Below are 21,544 nucleotides of genomic sequence, written 5' to 3'. Positions count from 1 at the left end.
ATGAGAGACACCGTGACCGACGCACCCGCGACCCCTGAGGCCGCCGACACCGACACTGCCCGCCGACCCGCCTTCGACGCCATCGCCGTCGTGGGCCTGGGGCTCATCGGCGCCTCGCTTTCCGCCGCCATCACCGAGGCCTTCCCGGACGCCTTCGTCATGGGCGTCGATGTGGACGCGCGCGCCCGCGAGCTGGCCGAGCAGCGCGGCTGGGCCGCGCGCGCCGTGGCTCCCGACGACCCGGCGCTGGCCGCCTTCGTGCGCGAGCGCTGCGAGCTCGTGGTGATCGCCACGCCGGTGGCCTGCGTGGACGACTACTTCCGCCTGCTTGCCGACTGGGGCTATCAGGGCATCGTCACCGACACCATCTCCACCAAGGCCCACGTGCTCGACGCCGCGGCGGAGCTCCTGCCCGTGCCACGCAACTACGTGCCCGGCCACCCCATGACCGGATCTGAGCAGAACGGCATCGACGGTGCCCGCGCCGACCTGTTCAAGGGAACGAACTGGATCCTCTGCCCGGACGCCGACACGGTGCCCGAGCACTTCCAGCGCCTCCACGAGCTCATCACCGGCATGGAGGCCCGCGTGGTGTCGCTGCGCCGTGAGGAGCACGACCGCGCCGTGGCCATCGTGAGCCACGTGCCGCATATGGTGGCCTCGTCGCTGGTGGAGCTGGCCAGCCGCCATGCCGACGACACCCAGTCGCTCATGCGCCTGGCCGCGGGCGGCTTCAAGGACACCACCCGCGTGGCCGCCGGCTCGCCCAAGCTCTGGTGCGGCATCGCCTTCGACAACGCAGCGGCCCTGCGCGACGGGCTCGTCGAGATGCAGGGCATCATCGGCTCGTTCGTCAGCGCGCTCGAGGCGGGCGACCGCGCCGCCTTCACCGACCTGCTCGCCCAGGCGGCCGATGCGCGCCGCGCGCTGCCGGCGGCCTGGGTGCCCTCCACCGACAACCTGCTCGAGGTGCGCGTGCCCATGGTCAACCGCGCCGGCGTGGTGGCTGAGGTCACCACCATCGCGAGCTCCGTCGGCTGCAACATCCAGTCCATCGAGATCGACCACGTGTCCGAGGGCAACGCCGTGCTCTCCCTCATCCTCACCGACGAGGGGGACGTGGGCGCGCTCTCGCTCCAGCTCATCAAAGCCGGGTTCTCCGTGTCGTTCAGCCCCATCATGGTGAAGGAGTACGCCCATGTCGACTAGCGCCCCCGCTGCCGAGGTCCCCGCCTTCGGCCCCCAGACCCTCATCGAGCCCCTGCCCGCCCCGCTCCACGGCGAGGCGCGGGTGCCGGGTGACAAGTCCATCTCGCACCGCGCCGTGCTCTTCGCCGCCATGGCCGAGGGTACCTCGCGCCTCTCGGGCGTGCTCGACTCCCAGGACGTGCGCTCCTCCATCGGTGCCGTGCGCGCCCTCGGCGCCGACGCGCAGCTCGACGTTCAGCCCGACGGCAGCCTGGCGGGCACCGTCACCGGCTGGGGGGCGGCAGGCCCCGCTCAGCCCGACGGGCCCATCGACTGCGGCAACTCCGGCACCACCGCGCGCCTGCTCATGGGCGTGCTCGCGCCGTGGCCGGTCACCGTCGAGCTCACCGGCGACGAGTCGCTCCAGCGTCGCCCCATGCGCCGCATCACCGCGCCGCTCATGAAGATGGGCGCGCGCTTCGAGCCCGCCGGGCGCGAGACGCTGCCCCTCACGGAGACGGGCAACGCCCGCCTGCGCGCCATCGACTACGACGCGCCCATGGCATCGGCCCAGCTCAAGACGGCGGTGCTCCTGGCTGGCGTGTTTGCCGAGGGCACCACCACCCTGCGCGAGCCGGCACCGTCGCGCAACCACACCGAGCTCATGCTCCCGGAGTTCGGCGTGCCTACCACCGCCGCTGCGCGCCTGGCCAGCGTGACCGGCCCGGCAGCCCTGACCGCCGCCGACGTGGTGGTTCCCGGCGACCCGTCCTCGGCCGCCTTCCCCGTGTGCGCCGCGCTCCTGCGTCCGGGCAGCCGCCTCACCGTCGAGAACGTGAGCCTCTCGCCGGCGCGTATCGGCTTCGTGCGCACGCTCGAGCGCATGGGGGCCGACGTGGCGGTGCGCCATGAGGGCCAGGAGGGCAAGGAGCCCCGCGGCGCCATCTCGGTGGCCTACACCGACGTGCTGCGCGGCTGCGAGGTGCCGGCCCAGCATATCGCCTCGCTCGTGGACGAGGTCCCGGTGCTCTCGCTCGTGGCGGCCCGAGCCCGCGGCGTCACGGTGTTCAAGGACGTCTCCGAGCTGCGCGTGAAGGAGACCGACCGCCTGGCCGCCATCATCGACGGCCTGGCGCTCCTCGGCGTGGACGCGTGGACGGCCGGCGACGACCTCTGCATCGAGGGCAACCCCTCCCTCGTCGTGCCCGAGGGGCTCGTCTTCGACTCGCTCGGCGACCACCGCCTGGCCATGACCTGGGCGCTGGTGGGCCTCACCGGCCGCGTGCCCGTGACCGTGCGCGACTTCGGCTGCGTGGCCGTGAGCTACCCGAACTTCCTCACCGACATGGAAAGGCTGGCGAAGTAGATGATCATCGCGATTGACGGGCCCTCCGGGGCCGGCAAGTCCACCGTGGCCAAGGCGGTGGCGAAGAAGCTGGGGTTCTCGTGCCTGGACACGGGCGCGATGTACCGCGCCATCGCCTGGCAGGCGCTGGCTGACGGCGTGGCGCTCGACGACGACGCGACGCTCGGGGAGGTGGCGCGCACCTGCGTCATCGCCTTCGGCCACGAGGCGGGCGACCCGGTGCCCAAGCGCGTGTTCGTCGGCGACGCCGAGGTGACCGACGCCATCCGCACGGCCGAGATCGACCGTGCCGTGAGCCCCGTGTCGGCCGCGCCCTCGGTGCGCGAGGCGCTCGTGGAGCAGCAGCGCCGCATCGGCCGGGCCGGCGACTACGTGGTGGAGGGCCGCGACATCGGCACCGTCGTGTTCCCCGAGGCGCCGGTGAAGGTGTTCCTCACCGCGTCGGACGAGGAGCGCGCCCATCGCCGCGTGCGCCAGAACGTCGACCGCGGCATCGGCTCCATCGACTACGACGAGGTGCTCGCCGACCTGCGTCGCCGCGACGAGCTGGACTCGAGCCGCGCCACGTCGCCCCTGCGCGCCGCCGACGACGCCGTGCACCTCGACTCCACCGGCCGCTACATCGAGGAGGTCATCGACGAGATCTGCGCGATGGCCGACGCCGCGCGCGCCTAGCGCCGGCCCGACGAGGAGGAGGGCGCCATGAGCCTGTTCCTGTCATCCGAGCAGATGTGGGACATGCCCCTCGGGGGCACGTCCGAGAAAAAGCAGGTGCCCCACTGGCTGGGCAACATCCTCTGGGCGTTTCTCGGCGCCGTGTTCAAGGTGTGCTTCCGCTACCGGGTGGACAACCGCGAGGCCCTGCGCGGCTTCGCCGGCGAGACGGGCGTGGTGGTCATCGGCAACCACACGTCGTTTCTCGACGTGGTGTTCATGTACCTGTCGGCGCGTCCCTCGCAGTGGATCCGCTTCATGGGACGCGACTCGCTGTTCGGCAACGCCCGCGGCCTGGTAGGGCAGATCCTCACGCGGGTGGGCGCCTTCCCCGTCAAGCGCGACTCGGCTGACCGCACGGCCATCAAGCGCGCCGCGGCCATGCTCAAGCGCGACGAGGTGGTGGGCATCATGCCCGAGGGCACGCGCCGCGGCAAGAGCGGCACCGAGCCCGAGCTGCACGCCGGCGCCGCCTTCGTCGCCCGCATGGGCCACGCGCCCATCCTGCCCATGACCGTGCGCGACGTCGAGAAGATCAAGCAGAAGGGGCGCTTCTTCCGGTTTCCCAAGGTGACCATCGAGTACGGCAGCCCCATCCTGCTCGGCGACTTCGACTTCCTGCCCAAGGACGAGCGTCTGGAGGGCTGCACCTGGTACGCCATGCGCGAGGTGTTCGCGCTGTCGCTGCGCATCCCCGCCGCCGAGGTGCGGATGGACGAGCTGTTCCCTCGCGCCAAGGACTACGCGGCCGTGTTCGCCGAGCATCCCGTGCCGCACCACACGACCGCCGACGTGGTGGCCGGCATCCGCGCCGCCCGCGCCGAGCAGGCGGCGCGTGTCGCCGAGCGCGATGGGGCCGTGGGCGCGGGGGCCGCAGGCGCCGCCGAGCGGGCCGCCGCCGAGGCGACGCGGACGGGGGAGTAGCCGCCGCCGAGGCGACGCGGCGGGGCTCCGCATCCGACGAGGGTGCGGGAGGCGTCCGCGGGCCGCTGGCGCCGCGGCTGCCGTGGCCCTGGGCGCGGGCGCGCGGGGGGGCGTTTGGCTTGCGAGGGCGTGGCGTTGCTGGGCCCCGGGGCCGGGCGCGAGGCGGGCGCGAAAACCGGGCTTTTTCTGCGAGAAAAGTCGGCTTTGCATGCCCGATCGCTCGCCTTGGGTGCGCTCCCTCAAGTTCACCGCGGTATTTTTCAGGAGAAACGCCCGCAGAGCCTTCCCTCGGCTCTTCCGGGTGCGTCAGAATCATGCAAACCCGGCTTTTCTCGCAGCAAAAGCCGCTGAAAGCTGCCCACGGGAAGGGGAGGAGCCATGGAAGTCGTTCGTGCGAGCAAGGCCGGCGCCTGCTACGGGGTGCAGCGCGCCCTCGACATGGCCGACGAGGTGCTGGCGGCCGGCCGCCGCGCCTACACGCTCGGCCCGCTCATTCACAACCCGCAGGTGGTGGCCGATCTGGCCGCCCGCGGCGCCGAGGCCGTGGACACGGTGGCGGAGGTGACCGCCCGCGAGGCTGCGGCGGCCGCAGGCGCGCCCGCGGCCGCGGCAACGCCCGTGCGCGGTGCGGCCGCCGGCTCCGGCGTCGAGCCCGCGGGGCTCACGACCGGCGCGATGGCGGCCGGCGTCCTCGAGGCGCTGTGGGCCGACGCCGGCGCCCCTGACGCCCCGGGCGCCGCGCCCGCCCGCGCTTCGGTGGTCATCCGCAGCCACGGGGTGACCCCGGACGTGCTCGACGACGTGGAGGCGGCCGGCTTCGCCTTGGTGGACGCCACCTGCCCGCACGTGTCGCGTGCCCAGCGCGCCGCCGCCGAGCTCGCCCGCGAGGGCTGCCGCGTGGTGGTGCTGGGGGAGGCGCGCCACCCCGAGGTGGAGGGCCTCACCGCCTGGGCGCGCGAGGCCGGCGGCAAGGTGGACGTGGTGGCCGGCCCTGACGACATCCCCGCGGGGCTCTACGACCCCATCGGCGTGGTGGCGCAGACCACCCAGCGCCGCGAGAACCTCGACGCGGTGGTGGCGGCCCTGCGCGAGCGCGGACTCGACCCGCTCGTCAAGAACACCATCTGCTCGGCCACGGGGCAGCGCCAGCAGGCGGCTGCCGAGCTGGCGGGGCAGGTGGATGCCATGGTGGTCATCGGCGGGCGCAACTCGTCCAACACCACGCGCCTGGCCGAGATCTGCGCCCAGGCCTGCCCGCGCACCCATCACGTGGAGTCGGCCGACGAGCTCGACCCCGCCTGGTTCGCCGGCTGCGCCCGCGTCGGCGTCACCGCCGGCGCCTCCACCCCCGAAGACCAGATAGCCGCCGTCGAGGCCCGTCTGGCCGCGTTCTAGGCCGGTCGCCCCGCGCCCTGGCCGGCAGCGAGGCTCCGGTAGCGTTCCGCCTGCTCCCGCCTATTGGCGGGCCGTTTGCGCGTGGCGGTCTTCCGCTACACTGGGAGGCAGGCTCTGGCGAGACACGAGGAGGATCCCATGACTGACCGGCCGGCTATCGACCTCAACGTGGAGGTCGCGACTGCGGCGACGCTCGACACCGCGGACGCGGGCGCGCTCATCGACGAGCTGCTGGCGCTCTACGCCGCGGTGCAGGAGGCCGCGGCCGGCACCGACAACGACCCGCTCTGGGTCATCGGCGTCCATCCGTCGCGCGCCATGCTCGCCGACGCGCTGGTCGAGGGCGGCCTCGTCGTGGCCCGCGAGGGCGGGCCTGGCAGGCGTTTGGCCGGGGCGCTCATCCTGAACGGGGAGTGCGCGCCTGGCTACGAGGCGGTGCCCTGGGGCGTCGAGGCGACTGCCGATGAGGTGGCCGTCGTCCACCTGCTGGCCGTGCGCCCCGACCTGCGCGGCCGCGGGCTGATGCGCGCGCTCATGGAGGTCGCGGCCGATCTGGCGCGCTCTCGCGGCTGCCGCGTCATCCGCCTGGACACCCTGGTGGGCAACGTGGGCGCCCAGCGTGCCTACGAGCGCCTGGGCCTCGCCTGCTGCGGCGCCCACCGCCTGGCCTATGGCGCCAACTACGACAACCCCGCCGAGCCCAACTTCGTGCTGTACGAGTGGGAGCTGCAGGGAGAGGGCCGGCCGTCGCCGGCCAGCCTCCCTCCGCGCAGCGCTGGAAAGTCGAAGTAGGGCCTGAGCGCCTCGGGCAGGCACGCGACTTCGAGCCGGATCATATCCTCGAGACTCATATCAAGCTCGCCGGTGTACCAGCGCCGATGGTCTCGCAGCATCGCTGTGTGCCAGAAGACCAGTTGGAACCGTAGGTCGGCGAAGTCCTCCCGCTGACCGGCCATGTCCCTCAAGTGCCTATGCGCCGCACCTTCCTGGTTGTCGAGATCACGTTGCAGGAAGCTGTTGTTGGTGCTCGCCCGACTGACGTTGGCCATGTACTCGGGAGAGAGCTGCTTGTAGGCCAAGGCTATCCCGTGCAGATAGCCGTAGAACGTCCCGCTCTCTAACTCTCGTTGGAAGACCCGGTCTCCCTCCTCGGCCATCTCGGTGCTGATGAGGTCGAACTTGTCTCTGAAGTGATTGTAGAACGTCCGCTCCGACACGCCGCTCTCGGCCGCGATCTCCTTGACCGTAACGGCCGAGAGCGGCTTGAGCGCGGCGAGCTTTCTGATGGCCTCGACCATCCGCTGGCGGCTGCTCGTCCCTCCCATAACATCCCTCCCTTCCCTCGCTCTTCTTATTATCGCCTACTGGGAGAAGGCGCGTCCCTAGGAGGTGATTTCATGATTTGCCAGGAGTGTGAAGCGTTGCGCAGCAGGGTTCTTTTCTGAACTATTCGGAGGGTCTGCCCTCCTCCATCCTTGGATAAGGGCCGAGGGGTGGCCCGTGTTCGAGAGAAGAGGAGGAGAGATGGCTGATACGATGGATAGCCGAGGCGCGTTGTCGCGACGGTCGTTCCTCAAGACGACGGGAGCGGCTGCAGGAGCTGTTGCGGCTGCGGCCATGGTGCCGGCCCTTACGGCTCTGGCTGCTGAGGATGGCGTGACGCCCGTGGAGGAGCAGGTGTTCTGGAACAAGTGCCGGGGTAACTGCGGCTCGAACTCGTGTCGCTTGCGGGCCACCGTTCGCGAGGGCAAGGTGGTGCAGGTGAGGCCTGCCGAGGTCGACTTCGATCACCCCTACTACAAGACAGGGTGCGTGAAGGGTCAGGTGAACCCGCAGCGAATGTACTCGACCCGTCGCGTGCTCTATCCGCTGAAGCGAGTGGGGGAGCGCGGATCGGGGGAGTTCGAGCGAATCAGCTGGGACGAGGCCATCGCGCTTGCGGCTGATGAGTTCGAAAGGGCAACCGCCGCCCACGGCCCGACAGCCGCCGGCATTTGGCAGAGCTATGGCGGTGGGGGCATTCTCGGCGGCGTCGGTTGGTACTTTCCCTCGGCGTCGCCTACTGCGCCTAAGCTGGGGATGGGGCGTTTCGTGAGCAAGACGGGCTGTACGGTCATCTGCCCGGCTGCAGACCTGTGCCAGATGTGGATGAATGTGAATCTCTCGCTGCCGAGCGCCTCTCCGGTCGACATGCTCAAGTCGAAGACCATAATCTTTTGGGCCTACAACCTGACCGAGACGAGTCGCGACAGCTGGCAGTACGCGATGGAGGCAAAGGCCGCGGGTGCGAAGCTCATCAGCATCAACCCTCACTTCAACGCCACTTCCGCCGGCTCTGACCTCTGGCTCCCCATCAGGCCTGCCACGGACGGCTTTCTGATGCTGGCCATGGCGAACTACATCGTGGACAACCATCTGGAGGACGAGGAATACCTGCGTGCCAAGACGGTGGCGCCTTTCCTCGTGAAGGAGGACGGATCCTACCTGCGTATGTCTGATGTGGGGGTTGCCCCCACGGAGGGGCCGATCAGCAAGACGACGGGCAAGCCGACCGTCGTCGACCCCGAGGTCGTCTGGGATGAGGAGGCTGGAACCTACGGTGCGTCAGGGACAGTGGCCTCGCCAGCTATCCACGGCAGCTTCGAGGTGAACGGCATCCCTGTCAAGACGACGCTTGACCTGGTTCTTGATGGCATCCGGGAGTATACGGTCGACAAGGCCGTTGAGGTATGCGACCTTCCCAAGAAAAAAATCGTCGAGGTTGCCGAGACGTATGCGACTAACAGGCCCGCGGGCATCTGTTCCTATCAGGGAGTGGGACACCATTACAACTCACGCCACAACTACAAAAACCTGAATCTGCTGGCTGCCCTCACGGGCAACGCCGATACGCCGGGCGCCTTCAACAACATTAACCCGCTCAACGAGACGGGCGTTCTGCAGGGCGGCTCCGACCTTACCGAGCTCATGAAGGTAGAGGGGGGAAAGACGCCCGGCGCCTACTTCACCTCGCAGTACCTTCCCGAGATTATGGACACGGGCGGTTTGGGCGGTAAGGATATCCCTCTCAAGTGGGTTATGGTGGTGAGCGCGAACCCCCTTGCCAGCGAGAGCGGCCGACAAGAGCTCATTCGGGCTATGCACAAGCTTGACTTCCTGGTGGTGGCCGACCCCTATCTGTCCGACACGGCTCTCCATGCCGATCTCGTGCTTCCCGTGGCTCTCTCATGGGAGACACTTGATGCCGACGGCGGCTATGCCCTGCTCGACAAAGCGGTCGAGCCGGCTGGCGAATGCAAGACCATGATGGACATCTACCGTCTTCTCGCCGCCGGACTAGGCTACGACGACCTGTACCCCTACTCTGACGAGGAGTACATTCGCCGCGCGCTCGATACGCCTGCGAACCGAAAGAACGGATTTACCTACGATGACTACCGGCGTGACGGCTTCATCCGCAAGTTCTCCGAGGGCGCGGTCAACCAGATGATGGGGTCGTCCTATGCCTCGAGCAGGCTGAAGTTCTACGTGGAGCACATGCCGTCCAAGGAGAAAAACGGCGTGGAGCTCGACCAGGACATCGAGCGCCGGCCCTATTGGGAGCCGAGCATCGAGTGCAGCGTCGACAACCCCCTGTTCCAGAAGTACCCGCTTTTCGCTATCAGCAACCACCACAACTACTTCGCCCATTCGATGATCACGTCTTGCGAGTGGCTCGATCAGCTACGTCCCGAGCCTGAGCTCATCATCAGCGAGTCCGCTGCGATCCAGCGCGGCATCTCCCAGGGCGATTACGTCCGCGCCTTCAACGACCGCGGTGAATGTGTACTGCGGGCGGTGGTATCGCGGGGCCTGCGCCCCGATACGGTGATCCTGCCTCACGGCTGGCAGTCCTACGACTACGTGCGGGGACACCATCAGGATCTGACGCGCGTTGACATGGATCCCGTGACAGGCAACAGCGCCTTCTACGAGATCCTGTGCGAGGTGGAGAAGTGGAACGGAGATGAGGCGTAATGAGCCGCTATGGATTCGTCATCGATACGAGACGCTGCGTCGGGTGCAACTACTGCACCATGGCATGCAAGGTGGAGAACAACCTGCCCGAGGGAACGTTTTGGAGCCGGGCGCTGACAGACGGCGGCGAGGTGGAGTACACCCCGTCGGGGGAGTATCCGGACGGGCTGTCCATGAGCTTCCTCACGCTGGCCTGCCAGCACTGCGAGAACCCTGCCTGCGTGAAGGTGTGCCCCGTGGGCGCCACCTACAAGGATCCGGAGACGGGGATCGTGCGCCAGGACTACGACAAGTGCATCGGCTGCCGCATGTGCATGTCGGCCTGCCCCTACACCGGAGTGCGGTCGTTCAACTGGGAGGAGCCGAAGTACTTCCTCGACTTCGCGACTGGTGATGAGGACGTGCCCAAGCACCAGAAGCACGTCGTGGAGAAGTGCACCATGTGCTGGCATCGTATTGCCAAGAACGAGCGACCGATGTGCGCCGACGTCTGCCGTAACCAGGCGAGATGGTGGGGTGATCTGGATGATCCGGAAAGCGACGTGGCGAGCCTGCTCAAGTCGCGCTCGCATAAGCAGCTCCTGCCCGACATGGGAACCAAGCCGTCCGTGTACTACCTGGTCTAGAAAGGATGACGACTATGACTGATACGAGTAACGTCGCCGTTCTCGACGACGACCTCACCGCGGCGCCGAAGGCACGCGAGGCCGCGGGGGCCCGGACGGCCTCCTGGGGCGGGAAGGGCCTTAACGTGGGCATCGGCGTGTCTGCCGTGCTCGTGATCGCCGGCATCGTGCTCTGGGGCGTGCAGCTCTCCGGCGGCATGGTGCAGACCGCCATGCGCAACCTGGACTCCTGGGGCCTCTACATCACGATGTTCATGTTCTTCGTGGGCCTCTCGGCCGGCGGCCTCATCATCAGCTCGGTGCCCAAGGCCTTCGGCATCAGGGGCTTCGGCGGCATTTCCAAGGTGGCCGTCATGAGCTCGATCGCCGCCACCGTGGCCGCCATCGGCTTCGTGGTGGTCGACCTCGGCCAGCCCCTGCGCGTGTGGGAGCTGTTCGCGTACTCCAACCTGGGGAGCCCCCTCATGTGGGACATCCTCGTGCTCGGCGCCTACCTCGTGCTGTCGTGCGCGTACCTGTGGGCCCAGGTGCGCGCCGAGGAGGGGCGTCTGTCCCCCGCGGCCCTGCGCGTCATCAGCGTGGTGGCCCTCGTGTGCGCCGTGCTCGTGCACTCGGTGACCGCCTGGATCTTCGGCCTGCAGCAGGCCCACGGCATGTGGCACACGGCGCTCCTCGCGCCCTGGTTCGTGAGCTCGGCCCTCGTGTGCGGCACCGCCCTCGTCATGGTGGTGTGCATGGCCCTCTCCAAGGCCGGCTACCTTGAGTTCTCCCGCGAGAACCTCGTGCGCCTCGCCAAGCTGCTGGGCGCCTTCCTCGTCGTGGACCTCTACTTCTTCGGCTGCGACCTCCTGACCGAGGGCTTCCCCGGGGGCGAGGGCCTGGCCGTGGTGGACATGCTCGTGTCCGGCCCGCTCGCGCCCTTCTTCTGGGGCGAGGTGGTGCTCTGCGTCGCCGCCGCGGTCATCTGTTTCGTCCCCTCCCTGCGCACGGCGCCCCTGCTGGCTGCGGCCGGCGTCGCCGCCATCCTGGCCATCCTCTGCAAGCGCGTGCAGCTGCTCGTGGGCGGCTTCCAGGTCCCCAACCTGGACTATGCCGCGGCCATGACCCCCATGACCGCCACCAGCTGGGAGTCCGGCATGGCCGGCGCCTACCAGGGCATGGTCTACTGGCCGGCCCCCATCGAGTGGGGCGTGTGCGCCGGCGTCGTCGCCCTCGCCGCGCTGATCTTCCTGCTGGGCGTCAAGTTCCTGCCCCTGCGCCCGCAGGACTAGCGGCCCTTGGCCCCCTCTTCTTCCGGGGAGGGGGCGGGCCGCGGTGGCGTCGGGCACTGCCGGGTGCGAGTCGACCGCCCTTTCCGGCGCTGCGGCCCGTTTTCGTCGCCCGCTCTACCCCGGCATCAGCCCTACTGCCACTTTTTGAGCCTGCGGTGGCACTAATCGGCAGTTTGGTACGGTCGCGGGTCCGCGCTGCGGGGCATCACTTGGTCTCGCCATGCCAAAACCCCAGGTCGCGTACAGCCGCTTTAGGGTGAGCGTGCCTGGTTGCCCCCAAGTTGGTTGCGGGAACCGTACCAAACTGCCGATTGGTGCCATTTTTTTTTGCGAAAGCTGGCTTTCGCGTCGCCGCGCTATAATCCCATCCATGGCTACCTACCCCACAGACGACATCGAGCGCCAGGCGCGTGCGGACAGCGCGGCTCGTGCCGTCGTATCCGGCGGCGCGTCCTTGGCCGCCTGCGTCGATGGCGTCGCCCCCGCGTCTCCCGCCGACGCCGCGTCCGCTGACCCGGACGCCCGCCCCAGCACCTGCGCGCCCGCGGCTGCCGCTTCCGCCGGCACCGCTGGCCGCGCTCCCGCGTCCACGCCCGCGTGCCCCGGCGCGACAGCCGTCACCCCTGCTGACGCGGCCGTCGCGCCCGCTGTACCGGACGCCCCGACGGCTTGCCCGGTTCCCGCAGCGTCCACGCCCGCCGACCGAGCCGCTGCCGCGCTCCCCGGCCCAGCGGCGCTCGTCGTGGCGGTCGAGGACGGCTCGCCGGCCTGGGAGGTGGGCCTGGAGCCCGGTTGCTACCTCACCTCCGTCGACGGCCAGCCGCTGCGCGACGTCATCGACTGGCGCTGGCTCGCCTCAGACGACGTCATCACCGTGGGCTACGTCGACCTCGACGGCGAGACGGGCGAGGTCGAGCTCGAGCGCGAGTGCGGCCAGGATTGGGGCGTCACGTTCCGGGGCGTGGTGTTCGACCGCGTCAAGCTCTGCCGCAACGCGTGCGTCTTCTGCTTCATGCGCCAGCTGCCCGAGGGCAGCCGCGCCTCGCTCAGCCTGCGCGACGACGACTTCCGCCTGAGCTTTCTGGCCGGCACCTTCGTCACGCTCACCAACCTCACGGCCGCCGATGAGGCGCGCATCGTCGAGCAGCGCATGAGCCCGCTGCGCGTGAGCCTCCATGCGTCCGACCCCGACCTGCGCCGCCGCATGATCGGCCGTCACGCCCAACACGGGATAGACGCGCTCGACCGGCTGCTCGCCGCCGGCATCGAGGCGCACTGCCAGATCGTGCTCATGCCCGGCGTCAACGACGGCGACGCCCTGCGCGAGACCCTCGAGTGGGCCTACGCGCGACCGGGCATCCTCACCGTGGGCATCGTGCCGCTCGGCTACACGCGCCATCAGGAGCGCCTCGAGCGCAGCTTCGACGCGCCGGACGCCGCCCGCGCCGTGCTCGAGACCATCGAGCCTCTCCAGCGCCGCGCGTTGGCCGAGCGCGGCGAGCCGTGGGTCTTCGCCGCCGACGAGTTCTACCGCAACGCGTTCCTGGCCGCCACGCCCGCGCACGTGCCGCCCGCTGCCTTCTACGGCGACTTCGACCTGTTCGAGGACGGCATCGGCATCATCCGCTCGTTCCTTGACGACCTGGCGGCGGCCGAGGCACGCGGCTTGGCGGACGCCGCGGCCCGCGCCATCGACGCGGCTGGGCGCCCGGTGCGCTACGTGGTGGGGGAGGCCATGCAGCCCTGGCTCGACGAGCTGCTGGCGGCCGGCTCCTTGGCCTCCCGCCTCGTGCCCCTTACGGTGGCCAACCGCCACTACGGCGGCAACGTCAACGTCACGGGTCTCCTCGCCGGCCGCGACATCGCCGCTGCCGTCCGCGCCGAGGAGGCTGCCCGCCTCGGTGGCGCTCCGGCCCCGGCGGCCGCCCCCGCCCCCGCGGGCTCGGCCGCCCCGGCCCCGCTCTACGTCATCCCGCGCGTCATCCTCAACGACGCCGGCGTCACCCTCGATGACATGACCGTGCCGTCTGTGGAGAAGGCCGCGGGCGCGCCCATCGCCGTGGTATCCTGTAACCCCCAGGAATACCTGGCCGAGATCATCGCGCTCCTCGCTGAGCCTGCCGTCTGACGGCTCGCCGCCTGCGAGCGCTCTGAACGTGAGGAACATGCCATGGCACTGCCTATCGTCGCCGTCGTGGGCCGCCCCAACGTGGGCAAGTCCACGCTCGTGAACCGCATCGCCCAGGTGGACGAGGCCATCGTCCATGAGATGCGCGGCGTCACCCGCGACCGCTCCTACCACACCGCCGACTGGAACGGAGTGGACTTCACCCTCATCGACACCGGCGGCATCGAGATGGGCGGCGACGACGCCTTCCAAGGCTCCATCACGGCCCAGGCCTTCGAGGCCACGCGCGAGGCTGACGTCATCATCTTTCTCGTGGACGGGCGCACCGGCATCAACGCCGACGATGAGGAGGTGGCGCGCATCCTGCGGCGCTCCTCCAAACCCATCTTCCTCGCGGTGAACAAGATGGACAACCCTGCGCGCGAGGACGGGCTGTGGGAGTTCTACCAGCTCGGGCTCGGCGACCCGTGGCCGGTGAGCGCCATGCACGGCCACGGCACGGGCGACATCCTCGACGAGGTGGTGGCCGAGCTGCGCAAGCTCGACCTCGAGCCGCACGAGGAGGTGCCGGCGATCAACGTGGCCCTCATCGGGCGCCCCAACGCGGGCAAGTCCTCGCTCACCAACAAGCTCACGAACAACGAGCGCTCCATCGTGTCGGATGTGGCGGGCACCACCCGCGACGCCATCGACACGATGGTGGAGCACGATGGCGAGCTCTACCGCATCGTCGACACGGCGGGCTTGCGCCGCAAGAGCCAGATCGACCAGGACGTGGAGTACTACGGCTTCGTCCGCGCCATGCGCGCCATCGACCGCGCTGACGTGGCGCTTTTGGTGGTTGACGCCTCCATCGGGCTCACCAACGAGGACCAGCGCGTGGCGGGCTACGCCGCCGAGCGCGGCTGCGCCATGGTCATCGTCCTCAACAAGTGGGACCTCGTGGAGGGCCCGGAGGCCAAGGCTGACATCCGCGAGCGCATCGAGGATCGCATGACCTTCGTGGGCTACGCGCCGGTGGTGGCCATCTGCGCGCTCACCGGCAAGAAGGTGGACCGCATCTGGTCGCTCATCGACGAGGCCTACGCCAACTACGCGAAGACCATCCCCACCGCCCAGCTCAACAGCTTCCTCTCCGGCATCCGCGAATCCGGCCACACCATCTCGAAGGGCAAGGCCATCCTGCGCATGAAGTACGTCACGCAGACGTCCACGTGCCCGCCGCAGTTCACGTTCTTCTGCAACCGCCCGGACATCGTGGACGACAACTACGAACGCTACCTGGAGAACCGCCTGCGCGAGGCGTTCGACCTGACGGGCACGCCCATCCGCCTCAAGTTCAAGAAGAAGGACTAGCCGCGCCCGCACGGCTGGCAAGAAAGGGAAGGCCCGCGCCCCATGCTCTCCGCTCTCGCACTGCTTCTGATCCTGTTCGTCGTCACGTTCCTTTTGGGCTCGGTGCCTTGGGGCGTGGTCATCTCGCGGCTCGTGTACCACAAAGACCTCCGCGAGGAGGGCTCGGGCAACATCGGCACCACCAACGCCATGCGCTCGCTCGGCAAGGCCGGGGGAGCCGCGGTGTTCGTGCTCGACTTCGGGAAGGGCCTCGTCTCGGGGCTTCTGGCTACCGTGTGCGCCTGCTTTCTGCTGGGCTCGCGCGGCCTGACCGGCATCGATGCGGGCGATCCGCTGATCGTGCCGCTCCTGTGCGCGACGGGCTTCGACAAGGCGGACGCCCTGGGCTCGGCGGCGCACGTCGCCCGGTGCGCGTCGCTGGCCGTCGCCTTTGCCGGCTGCACGCTCGGGCACATCTTCAGCCCATGGCTCGGCTGGCACGGCGGCAAGGGCATCGCCGTGGCCGTGGGCGCGCTGTTCTTCGTGTTCGGCCCGGTGGGGGCGCTGCTGGAGATCGCCCTCTTCGCCGTGATCGTGCTAACGACGCGCTACGTCTCGGCGGGCTCGGTGGCCGCGGCGCTGGCGTGCCCGCTGCTTGCCCTCTACTATTACTGGGGCGATTGGCTGTGCTGGGGCGTCATCACGGCGGTGGCGCTCGTGGTGGTGTGGGCGCACCGCGGCAACATCGACCGCCTGCGCCACGGCACCGAGCGCCGCATCGGCGACAAGAAGAAGGCGGCGAGGGAAGGCGAGAGCGCGCAAGGGTAGCGCCGCCGCATCGGAGGAAGGCGAAGCGGGGGGCGCCCGCCCGGGCGAGAGCCGCTCAGGCGGCCGGCGCCCTTTCCGCGAGACAGGCAAGCGAGGAGGCATGCGTCATGAAGATAGCCGTCATCGGGGCCGGGTCGTGGGGCACGGCGCTCGCGCAGGTGCTGGCCGGCAACGGTAACAACGTGGGGTTGTGGGCGCGCAAGCCCGAGGTGGTCAAGGCCATCAACGCCGACCACCGCAACCCCCGCTACCTCACAGACGCCGAGCTCTCGCCGGCCGTCGTGGCCACCACCTCCTACCGCGACACGCTCCTGCGCGCCCGCGGCGTGCTCGTGGTCACCCCCTCCTCGCTCCTGCGCGGCGTGGCCCAGGCGCTCGCCGATGTCATCGACGCCGAGATGCCCGTCCTCATCTGCTCGAAGGGCGCCGAGCCCGAGACGGGGCTTCTGCCGGTGGACGTCATGGAGCAAGAGCTCGGCAACCGCGACCGCATCGCCGTGCTCTCGGGCCCCAACCACGCCGAGGAGGTCATCAAGGGCCAGCCTTCGGCCTCGGTGGTGGCGTGTTCGTCAGAGGAGACGGCGCTGTTCTTCCGCGACCTTCTGGCCAACGACACCTTTCGCGCCTACACGTCGGCCGACCCGGTGGGCGTGGAGCTCTGCGCGGCGTTCAAGAACGTCATCGCCATCGCCGTGGGCATCAGCTACGGGCTGGGCTACGGCGACAACACGGCGGCGCTGCTCATCACGCGCGGCCTGGCGGAGATGAGCCGCATGGTGGTGGCCTGCGGGGGAGAGGCGCTCACCTGCATGGGACTCGCCGGCGCGGGCGACATGGTGGTCACCTGCATGTCGCGCCACTCGCGCAACCGCCGCTTCGGCGAGGAGTACGTGGCTCGCGGCCGCACGCTCGCCGAGTTCGAGGCGGACAACCACATGGTGGTGGAGGGCGCGGCGGCCTGCAAGACGCTTGCCGTGCTCGCGCGCGAGCATGGCGTGGACCTGCCCATCACCGACACCGTCCGCGCGGTGGTGTGGGAGGGGGCTGATGCCCGCAAGGCCGCCCAGCTGCTCTTCGACCGGCCGCTGACCACGGAGTTCTACGGCCTTTAACCCGCGGTGCCGGCGGCTCGCCCCCCCGGGGGGGCGGGGGCTTGGCCCCGGAGGTGCGCTCGGCCGCTGGGGCTCCGCCTGCGGTGCTCGCGCCAGGTTTCGCGCCAGCAACGAAAGCCATACGCGAACGTGAAGAACGCCCTGCGCCCCGTGCGAGGGCGTTCTTCACGCTCTATGCTGGCGTCAGCCAGGAAGGAGGGGGCCGCGAAGGCCCCGCAAGCTCCTCGCTGACGTTGACAACCCAAGAGGATCGCTGCCTCGTCTCCTGCGTGAACCCTCCTCTCTCTCAATCTCGCAGCGAACCTCATGCATGCGCACGTTCCCCCTTCTCCTCCGTGCGTATTGGAAGCCACCCCGGACCCCCCATCCGGGGTGGCTCTTTTTTCGGGTCGGGCTGGCGGACTGCCATGAAGATCGTAGTCCGCAGGGTTCCTGGGCAGGATCGGGCCGGTTTTCTGGCAAGTGATGACGGGTTTGCAACCTTTTGCGCCCCGTGGGCGCCGCGAAGGCCGCGGTCTGTGCCGGCGCGCCCCTGGAAAACCCCAGGTCGCGATTCCTCCACCCTGGCTCAGGAGCTCTTGATGGCGGAAAAGACGTTGCAAACCCGTCATCGCTTGCCAGAAAAAGCGCGTTTTGCTGCCCGCTAGCTGGCGGGTGGACAGAAGGGGCGAGGTTGGGTGCGCGCGGCGGTGTGCCTGGTGGGGTGGCGACGAGCGCGCGGCGGTGCGCCTGGGGGGGCGGCGAACGCGCGGCGGGCGGTTGGGGGCGGCGGTGCGGCTGGCGGGCGGGTTGGATCGTGTGACCCGAGGCGATTGCGGCGGCATGAGCGGGAATGGCAGCTGGCGGAGCAGGCGGCCGGGTCGTGCGGCGCGAGGCGATTGCGGCCGCGCGGCCGGTTCGCGCGGATCGCTGCTGGGGGCGTGCGACGGGGGGCGCCCGCGACCTGCCGCACACGACCTGCCGCCTGCCCGGACGCACGCCGGCCGCACGGCGGGACGGCCTTCTGCCGCCGTGCGCGGCTACTCGGCGGCGAGCGCGCGGCGCTCGAGCTTGAGGCAGGCCTCGCGCAGGCGGGCGTCGCGGCCGGCGCCGGGGGTGCGCCCGTTGGCGCCCACTACGCGATGGCAGGGGATCACCACGGCGGCGGGGTTCGCGCGCACGGCGGCGCCTACCATGCGGTAGGAGCCGGGCGCGCCGATGGCGGCGGCAATGTCGGCGGTGGTGCGGGTCTGGCCGTAGGGGATGGCCCGGAGCGCCTTCCACACGCGCTTCTGGAAGTCGGTGCCCTCGGGGGCGACGGGCACGGAGAAGGCACGGCGCTTGCCGGCCAGGTACTCCATGAGCTCGGTGGCACAGCGGTTGGTGAGGTCGGTGGGGCGGCTCTCGCCGGGAAGCGCGACCTCGCCAAGCGCGACGGCGGTGACGGCACGCCGCGTGGCGCCGATGGCGATGGGCCCGTAGGGGGTGCGGTAGAGGTAGTGGGTCTGCGCGGAGGCGGCCACAGGGCTCCTTCCTGGTCGGCGCGTGACGCCATTATAGCGCCACGTCGCGCGGGCCGCGCGGGCTCTCCTGCAGCCGGCTCGGCCCGCGCGACGCGCAGCCGCCGCGGCCTTCCGCGCATCGGGGCGGCAACGGGGCCTCCGGCTCCGGCGGCGTTGCGCTAGAATGGGGCGTGCTGACCCAGGCGCAGCCGGCCCGGCCGCGCCGCCAGACCCCGAGGAGCCCCCATGTTCCAACCCGTCAAGATAGCGCCGTCCATTCTGTCGGCCAACTTCATGGACCTGCGCGCGGACATCGCCGTCATCGAGCGGGCCGGCGCCGGCATGGTGCACGTGGACGTCATGGACGGCCACTTCGTGCCCAACCTCACCATGGGCGTGCCGCTGCTCAAGCAGCTGTCGAAGGCCACCGACCTGCCGATGGACGTGCACCTCATGATCGCCAACCCGCTCGAGCAGATCCCCTGGTTCGTGGATGCCGGGGCCGATTCCATCACCGTGCATGCCGAGGCGCTCGGGGTGGACGAGCTCGTCCGCGCCGTCGCGCTCATCCGCCAGTCCGGCTGCCGGGCCGCCGCGTCCGTCAAGCCGGGCACGCCCGTCGAGGTGCTGCTGCCGGTTCTCGCCGACCTGGACATGGTGCTCATCATGAGCGTGGAGCCCGGCTTCTCGGGCCAGAGCTATATCCGCGGCAGCGAGGGGAAGGTGGCCCAGGTGGTCGCCGCCGCCCGCGCGCTCGGGTGCGCGCCGCTCATCCAGGTGGACGGCGGTATCGGCGTGGAGACGGCGTCGCTCGTGGCTGCTGCCGGCGCCGACGTGCTCGTCTGCGGCAACGCGGTGTTCGCCGCCGAGGATCCGAGCGCGGCCCTACGTGCCGTGGCCGAGGCTGCCGACGCCGCCCGCCGAGACGCGCTCGCGGCGGCGGGGGAGTGAGCGGAATGACTGCGGACGCGATGAGCTCCTACGCCTACCTCGACTACGCCGCCACCGCGCCGCTCTGCGAGGAGGCGGCCGCCGCCCTGGCGCCTTACCAGGTGCCGGGCCTTGCGAACCTGCCGCTCGGCGCTAACGCCAACTCGCTGCACGGCCCCGGGCGTGCCGCCTTCGCCGCACTCGAGGAGGCGCGTAAGGCGCTCGCCGGCGCCCTCGGCGCGCGCCGCCCGTCCGAGGTCATCCTCACCGCGGGCGCCACCGAGGCCGACAACGCGGCGCTGCTCGGCATGGCGCTCGCGGCGCGCGAGCTCTATCGGCGTGCCGGGAAGGGCGACGTCACGCCCCATGTCATCGTCTCGGCCATCGAGCACGACGCCGTGCTCGCCCCGGCCAAGCGCCTGGAGGCCCTCGGGTTCTCGGTGACGCGCCTGCGCCCGGACGCTGCGGGCTTCATCGAGGTGCGCGCGCTCGAGCAGGCCCTCACGCCCCACACCGTGCTCGTCTCCGTCCAGGCCGCCAACTCCGAGGTGGGCAGCATCCAGCCCATCTGCCAGCTGGCCGCCTGTGCCCACGAGGCCGGGGCGCTCTTCCATACCGACGCCGTCCAGGCGCTCGGGAAGATGCCGCTCGACCTGGCCGAGCTCGACGTGGACGCCGCCTCGTTCTCCGCCCACAAGATCGGCGGCCCCAAGGGCGTCGGCGCCCTCTATCTGCGCGCCCGCACCCCCTTCGAGCCGCTCCTCCTCGGCGGCGGCCAGGAGGCGGGCCTGCGCAGCGGCACGCAGAACGTGGCTGGCGCCGTGGGCTTCGCGGCGGCCGCCCAGGCCGCCCAGGCGGCAGTCGAGGACGAGGTCGTGCGCCTCGGCGCCCTGCGTGACCGGCTCTACGCGGGCCTTGCCGCGTTCGGGCCCGTCGAGGCCACGGTGGACGTGGAGCCGGGAAGCCGCGACTTCCTGCCCAACATCGCGCACGTGCTCGTGAACGGCTACGAGAGCCAGACGCTCATCCTGCGCCTTGACCTGCTCGGCTTCGGCGTGTCGGGCGGCTCGGCCTGCTCGTCGCACTCGCTTGAGCCCAGCCACGTGCTGCGCGCCATGGGCGTGCCTGCCGACAAGGCCCAGGGCGCCTTGCGCGTGTCGATGGGCCGCTACACCACGGAAGCCGACGTGGAGGGCCTGCTGGCCGCCATGGAGAAGGCGCTCGACTGGTAGCGGCGCCTCAGCGGGCGGGCGCCGCCGGCGTCCTGCGGACCTCGCCTCGCGCTCGCCGGCCCCGCGCCCGCCCGCCGCTGCGTCCGTCCCGCGACTCGCTCGCGCCCGCCCTGTCCCCGAAAGGAACCCCCTTGGAGCTCATCAACACCCACTGCCACTCGCGCTACTGCGGCCACGGCGCCGGCGAGGTGACCGCCTACGCCGATGCCGCCGCGGCCGCCGGCCTGACCACCCTCGCCTTCACCGAGCACTTCCCGCTCTCAGATGCGTTCGATCCCGACGGCTACCTCTCCGTGCCGGCGGCCGACCTGCCCGCCTACCTGGCCGCCGTCGAGCAGGCGCGGCGCGACCATCCCGACATGGAGATCATCTGCGGCTGCGAGCTGGACTACCTGGCGGCCGACGAGGATCGCGCGCTCTCCGCGGCCGACCTGGCGCCCTTCGAGCTCATCCTGGGCTCGGTGCACTTCGTGGACGCCTGGCCCTTCGACGACCCGGCCCAGCGCGGCGCCTGGGACGAGCCGGGCGCGCCTGACCGCATCTGGCGGCGCTACGCCGAGGTGTGGTGCCAGGCCGCGGCCGACCCGGCGCAGCCCTTCCACGTGATGAGCCACCCCGACCTGGCCAAGAAGTTCGGCTTCTACCCCTCCTTCGACCTTGCGCCGCTCTACGAGGCCATGGCCGAGGCCGCCGCGGCGGGCGGGCGGATGGTGGAGGTGAACACGTCGGGGTCGTACTACGCGTGCGCCGAGATGTTTCCCGCCCCGGCGCTGCTGGCCGCCTTCTGCCGCGCCGGCGTGCCCTGCACCGTGGGCTCCGACGCCCACGACCCGGCCAACGTGGCGCGCGACATCGAGCGCGGCTACGCCCTCATGGCCCAGGCCGGTTACCGGTGCGTAACGGTTCCCAGCAGGTCGGGCGACCGCCGCGAGATACCCCTCGCCTGACGCGACCGACCGGCGTATCCTTAAGACGTGCGTGCGCGGGCCCGCCGCGC

At 70.2% G+C, this 21,544-nt stretch carries 18 protein-coding genes; 16 read left to right on the top strand and 2 right to left on the bottom strand.

Annotation, left to right across the window (positions count from 1 at the left end; genetic code table 11):
• Window positions 1-12 precede the first annotated feature (12 nt).
• The 6 genes from AC6I0Y_RS07220 to AC6I0Y_RS07195 all read left to right on the top strand — a co-directional run bounded on the left by AC6I0Y_RS07220 (window position 13) and on the right by AC6I0Y_RS07195 (window position 6,379).
• Complete coding sequence (locus AC6I0Y_RS07220) at window positions 13-1,209, top strand: prephenate dehydrogenase/arogenate dehydrogenase family protein (RefSeq protein ID WP_370520331.1); 1,197 nt, start codon at window positions 13-15, stop codon at window positions 1,207-1,209.
• Window positions 1,199-2,554, top strand: a complete 1,356-nt coding sequence (aroA, locus tag AC6I0Y_RS07215) for a 3-phosphoshikimate 1-carboxyvinyltransferase (protein WP_497730513.1) — start codon at window positions 1,199-1,201, stop codon at window positions 2,552-2,554. The genes AC6I0Y_RS07220 and aroA overlap by 11 nt, the downstream gene beginning before the upstream one ends.
• Window positions 2,555-3,229 (top strand): (d)CMP kinase, encoded by a 675-nt coding sequence (gene cmk / locus AC6I0Y_RS07210; protein ID WP_497730510.1) that lies wholly within the window; start codon window positions 2,555-2,557, stop codon window positions 3,227-3,229. It begins immediately after the preceding gene.
• Window positions 3,230-3,256: 27 nt separating this feature from the next.
• A complete protein-coding gene (locus tag AC6I0Y_RS07205) occupies window positions 3,257-4,192 on the top strand; it encodes a lysophospholipid acyltransferase family protein (RefSeq protein WP_497730507.1) in 936 nt (311 codons plus the stop codon).
• 378 nt (window positions 4,193-4,570) lie between these two features.
• On the top strand, window positions 4,571-5,587 hold the full coding sequence (ispH, locus tag AC6I0Y_RS07200) for a 4-hydroxy-3-methylbut-2-enyl diphosphate reductase (protein WP_497730504.1): 1,017 nt from the start codon (window positions 4,571-4,573) through the stop codon (window positions 5,585-5,587).
• Window positions 5,588-5,725: 138 nt separating this feature from the next.
• Window positions 5,726-6,379: a GNAT family N-acetyltransferase gene (locus AC6I0Y_RS07195; protein WP_497730501.1), complete on the top strand. Its 654-nt coding sequence runs from the start codon at window positions 5,726-5,728 to the stop codon at window positions 6,377-6,379.
• Here the strand turns inward: AC6I0Y_RS07195 and AC6I0Y_RS07190 are convergent.
• Window positions 6,268-6,912, bottom strand: coding sequence for a TetR/AcrR family transcriptional regulator (locus AC6I0Y_RS07190; protein ID WP_497730498.1), 645 nt, complete (start codon window positions 6,910-6,912; stop codon window positions 6,268-6,270). The genes AC6I0Y_RS07195 and AC6I0Y_RS07190 overlap by 112 nt on opposite strands.
• Window positions 6,913-7,111: 199 nt before the next feature.
• On the opposite strand from AC6I0Y_RS07190, the gene AC6I0Y_RS07185 reads away from it, so the two are divergent.
• The 7 genes from AC6I0Y_RS07185 (at window position 7,112) to AC6I0Y_RS07155 (ending at window position 16,904) form a co-directional block, all read left to right on the top strand.
• Entirely contained in the window at window positions 7,112-9,604 is a 2,493-nt protein-coding gene (locus tag AC6I0Y_RS07185) for a molybdopterin-containing oxidoreductase family protein (RefSeq protein WP_497730496.1), read from the top strand.
• Entirely contained in the window at window positions 9,604-10,230 is a 627-nt protein-coding gene (locus AC6I0Y_RS07180) for a 4Fe-4S dicluster domain-containing protein (RefSeq protein ID WP_497730493.1), read from the top strand. The genes AC6I0Y_RS07185 and AC6I0Y_RS07180 overlap by 1 nt, the downstream gene beginning before the upstream one ends.
• A gap of 14 nt (window positions 10,231-10,244) precedes the next feature.
• Entirely contained in the window at window positions 10,245-11,501 is a 1,257-nt protein-coding gene (nrfD, locus tag AC6I0Y_RS07175; RefSeq protein WP_497730490.1) for an NrfD/PsrC family molybdoenzyme membrane anchor subunit, read from the top strand.
• A 370-nt stretch (window positions 11,502-11,871) separates the two neighbouring features.
• Entirely contained in the window at window positions 11,872-13,629 is a 1,758-nt protein-coding gene (locus AC6I0Y_RS07170; protein ID WP_497730488.1) for a DUF512 domain-containing protein, read from the top strand.
• Between the two features lie 42 nt (window positions 13,630-13,671).
• On the top strand, window positions 13,672-14,985 hold the full coding sequence (gene der / locus AC6I0Y_RS07165; RefSeq protein ID WP_497730485.1) for a ribosome biogenesis GTPase Der: 1,314 nt from the start codon (window positions 13,672-13,674) through the stop codon (window positions 14,983-14,985).
• A 42-nt stretch (window positions 14,986-15,027) separates the two neighbouring features.
• Window positions 15,028-15,792 carry a glycerol-3-phosphate acyltransferase gene (locus tag AC6I0Y_RS07160; RefSeq protein WP_497730482.1) on the top strand — a complete coding sequence of 255 codons (765 nt, stop codon included), beginning with the start codon at window positions 15,028-15,030 and terminating at the stop codon, window positions 15,790-15,792.
• Between the two features lie 107 nt (window positions 15,793-15,899).
• Window positions 15,900-16,904, top strand: coding sequence for an NAD(P)H-dependent glycerol-3-phosphate dehydrogenase (locus tag AC6I0Y_RS07155; RefSeq protein ID WP_497730479.1), 1,005 nt, complete (start codon window positions 15,900-15,902; stop codon window positions 16,902-16,904).
• 1,019 nt (window positions 16,905-17,923) lie between these two features.
• On the opposite strand, the gene AC6I0Y_RS07150 is transcribed toward AC6I0Y_RS07155, so the two are convergent.
• A complete protein-coding gene (locus AC6I0Y_RS07150) occupies window positions 17,924-18,406 on the bottom strand; it encodes a methylated-DNA--[protein]-cysteine S-methyltransferase (protein WP_497730477.1) in 483 nt (160 codons plus the stop codon).
• Window positions 18,407-18,631: 225 nt separating this feature from the next.
• On the opposite strand from AC6I0Y_RS07150, the gene rpe reads away from it, so the two are divergent.
• The 3 genes from rpe to AC6I0Y_RS07135 all read left to right on the top strand — a co-directional run bounded on the left by rpe (window position 18,632) and on the right by AC6I0Y_RS07135 (window position 21,494).
• Window positions 18,632-19,336, top strand: coding sequence for a ribulose-phosphate 3-epimerase (rpe, locus tag AC6I0Y_RS07145; protein WP_497730475.1), 705 nt, complete (start codon window positions 18,632-18,634; stop codon window positions 19,334-19,336).
• Window positions 19,337-19,341: 5 nt separating this feature from the next.
• Window positions 19,342-20,547 (top strand): cysteine desulfurase family protein, encoded by a 1,206-nt coding sequence (locus AC6I0Y_RS07140; protein ID WP_497730473.1) that lies wholly within the window; start codon window positions 19,342-19,344, stop codon window positions 20,545-20,547.
• Between the two features lie 131 nt (window positions 20,548-20,678).
• Window positions 20,679-21,494: a histidinol-phosphatase HisJ family protein gene (locus AC6I0Y_RS07135; RefSeq protein ID WP_497730470.1), complete on the top strand. Its 816-nt coding sequence runs from the start codon at window positions 20,679-20,681 to the stop codon at window positions 21,492-21,494.
• Window positions 21,495-21,544: the final 50 nt, after the last annotated feature.

It is taken from the genome of Adlercreutzia sp. St.1H8 (assembly GCF_059728655.1).
The sequence above is the reverse complement of the archived record's forward strand: the minus strand, read 5'-3'. Positions and strand labels throughout refer to the sequence as shown.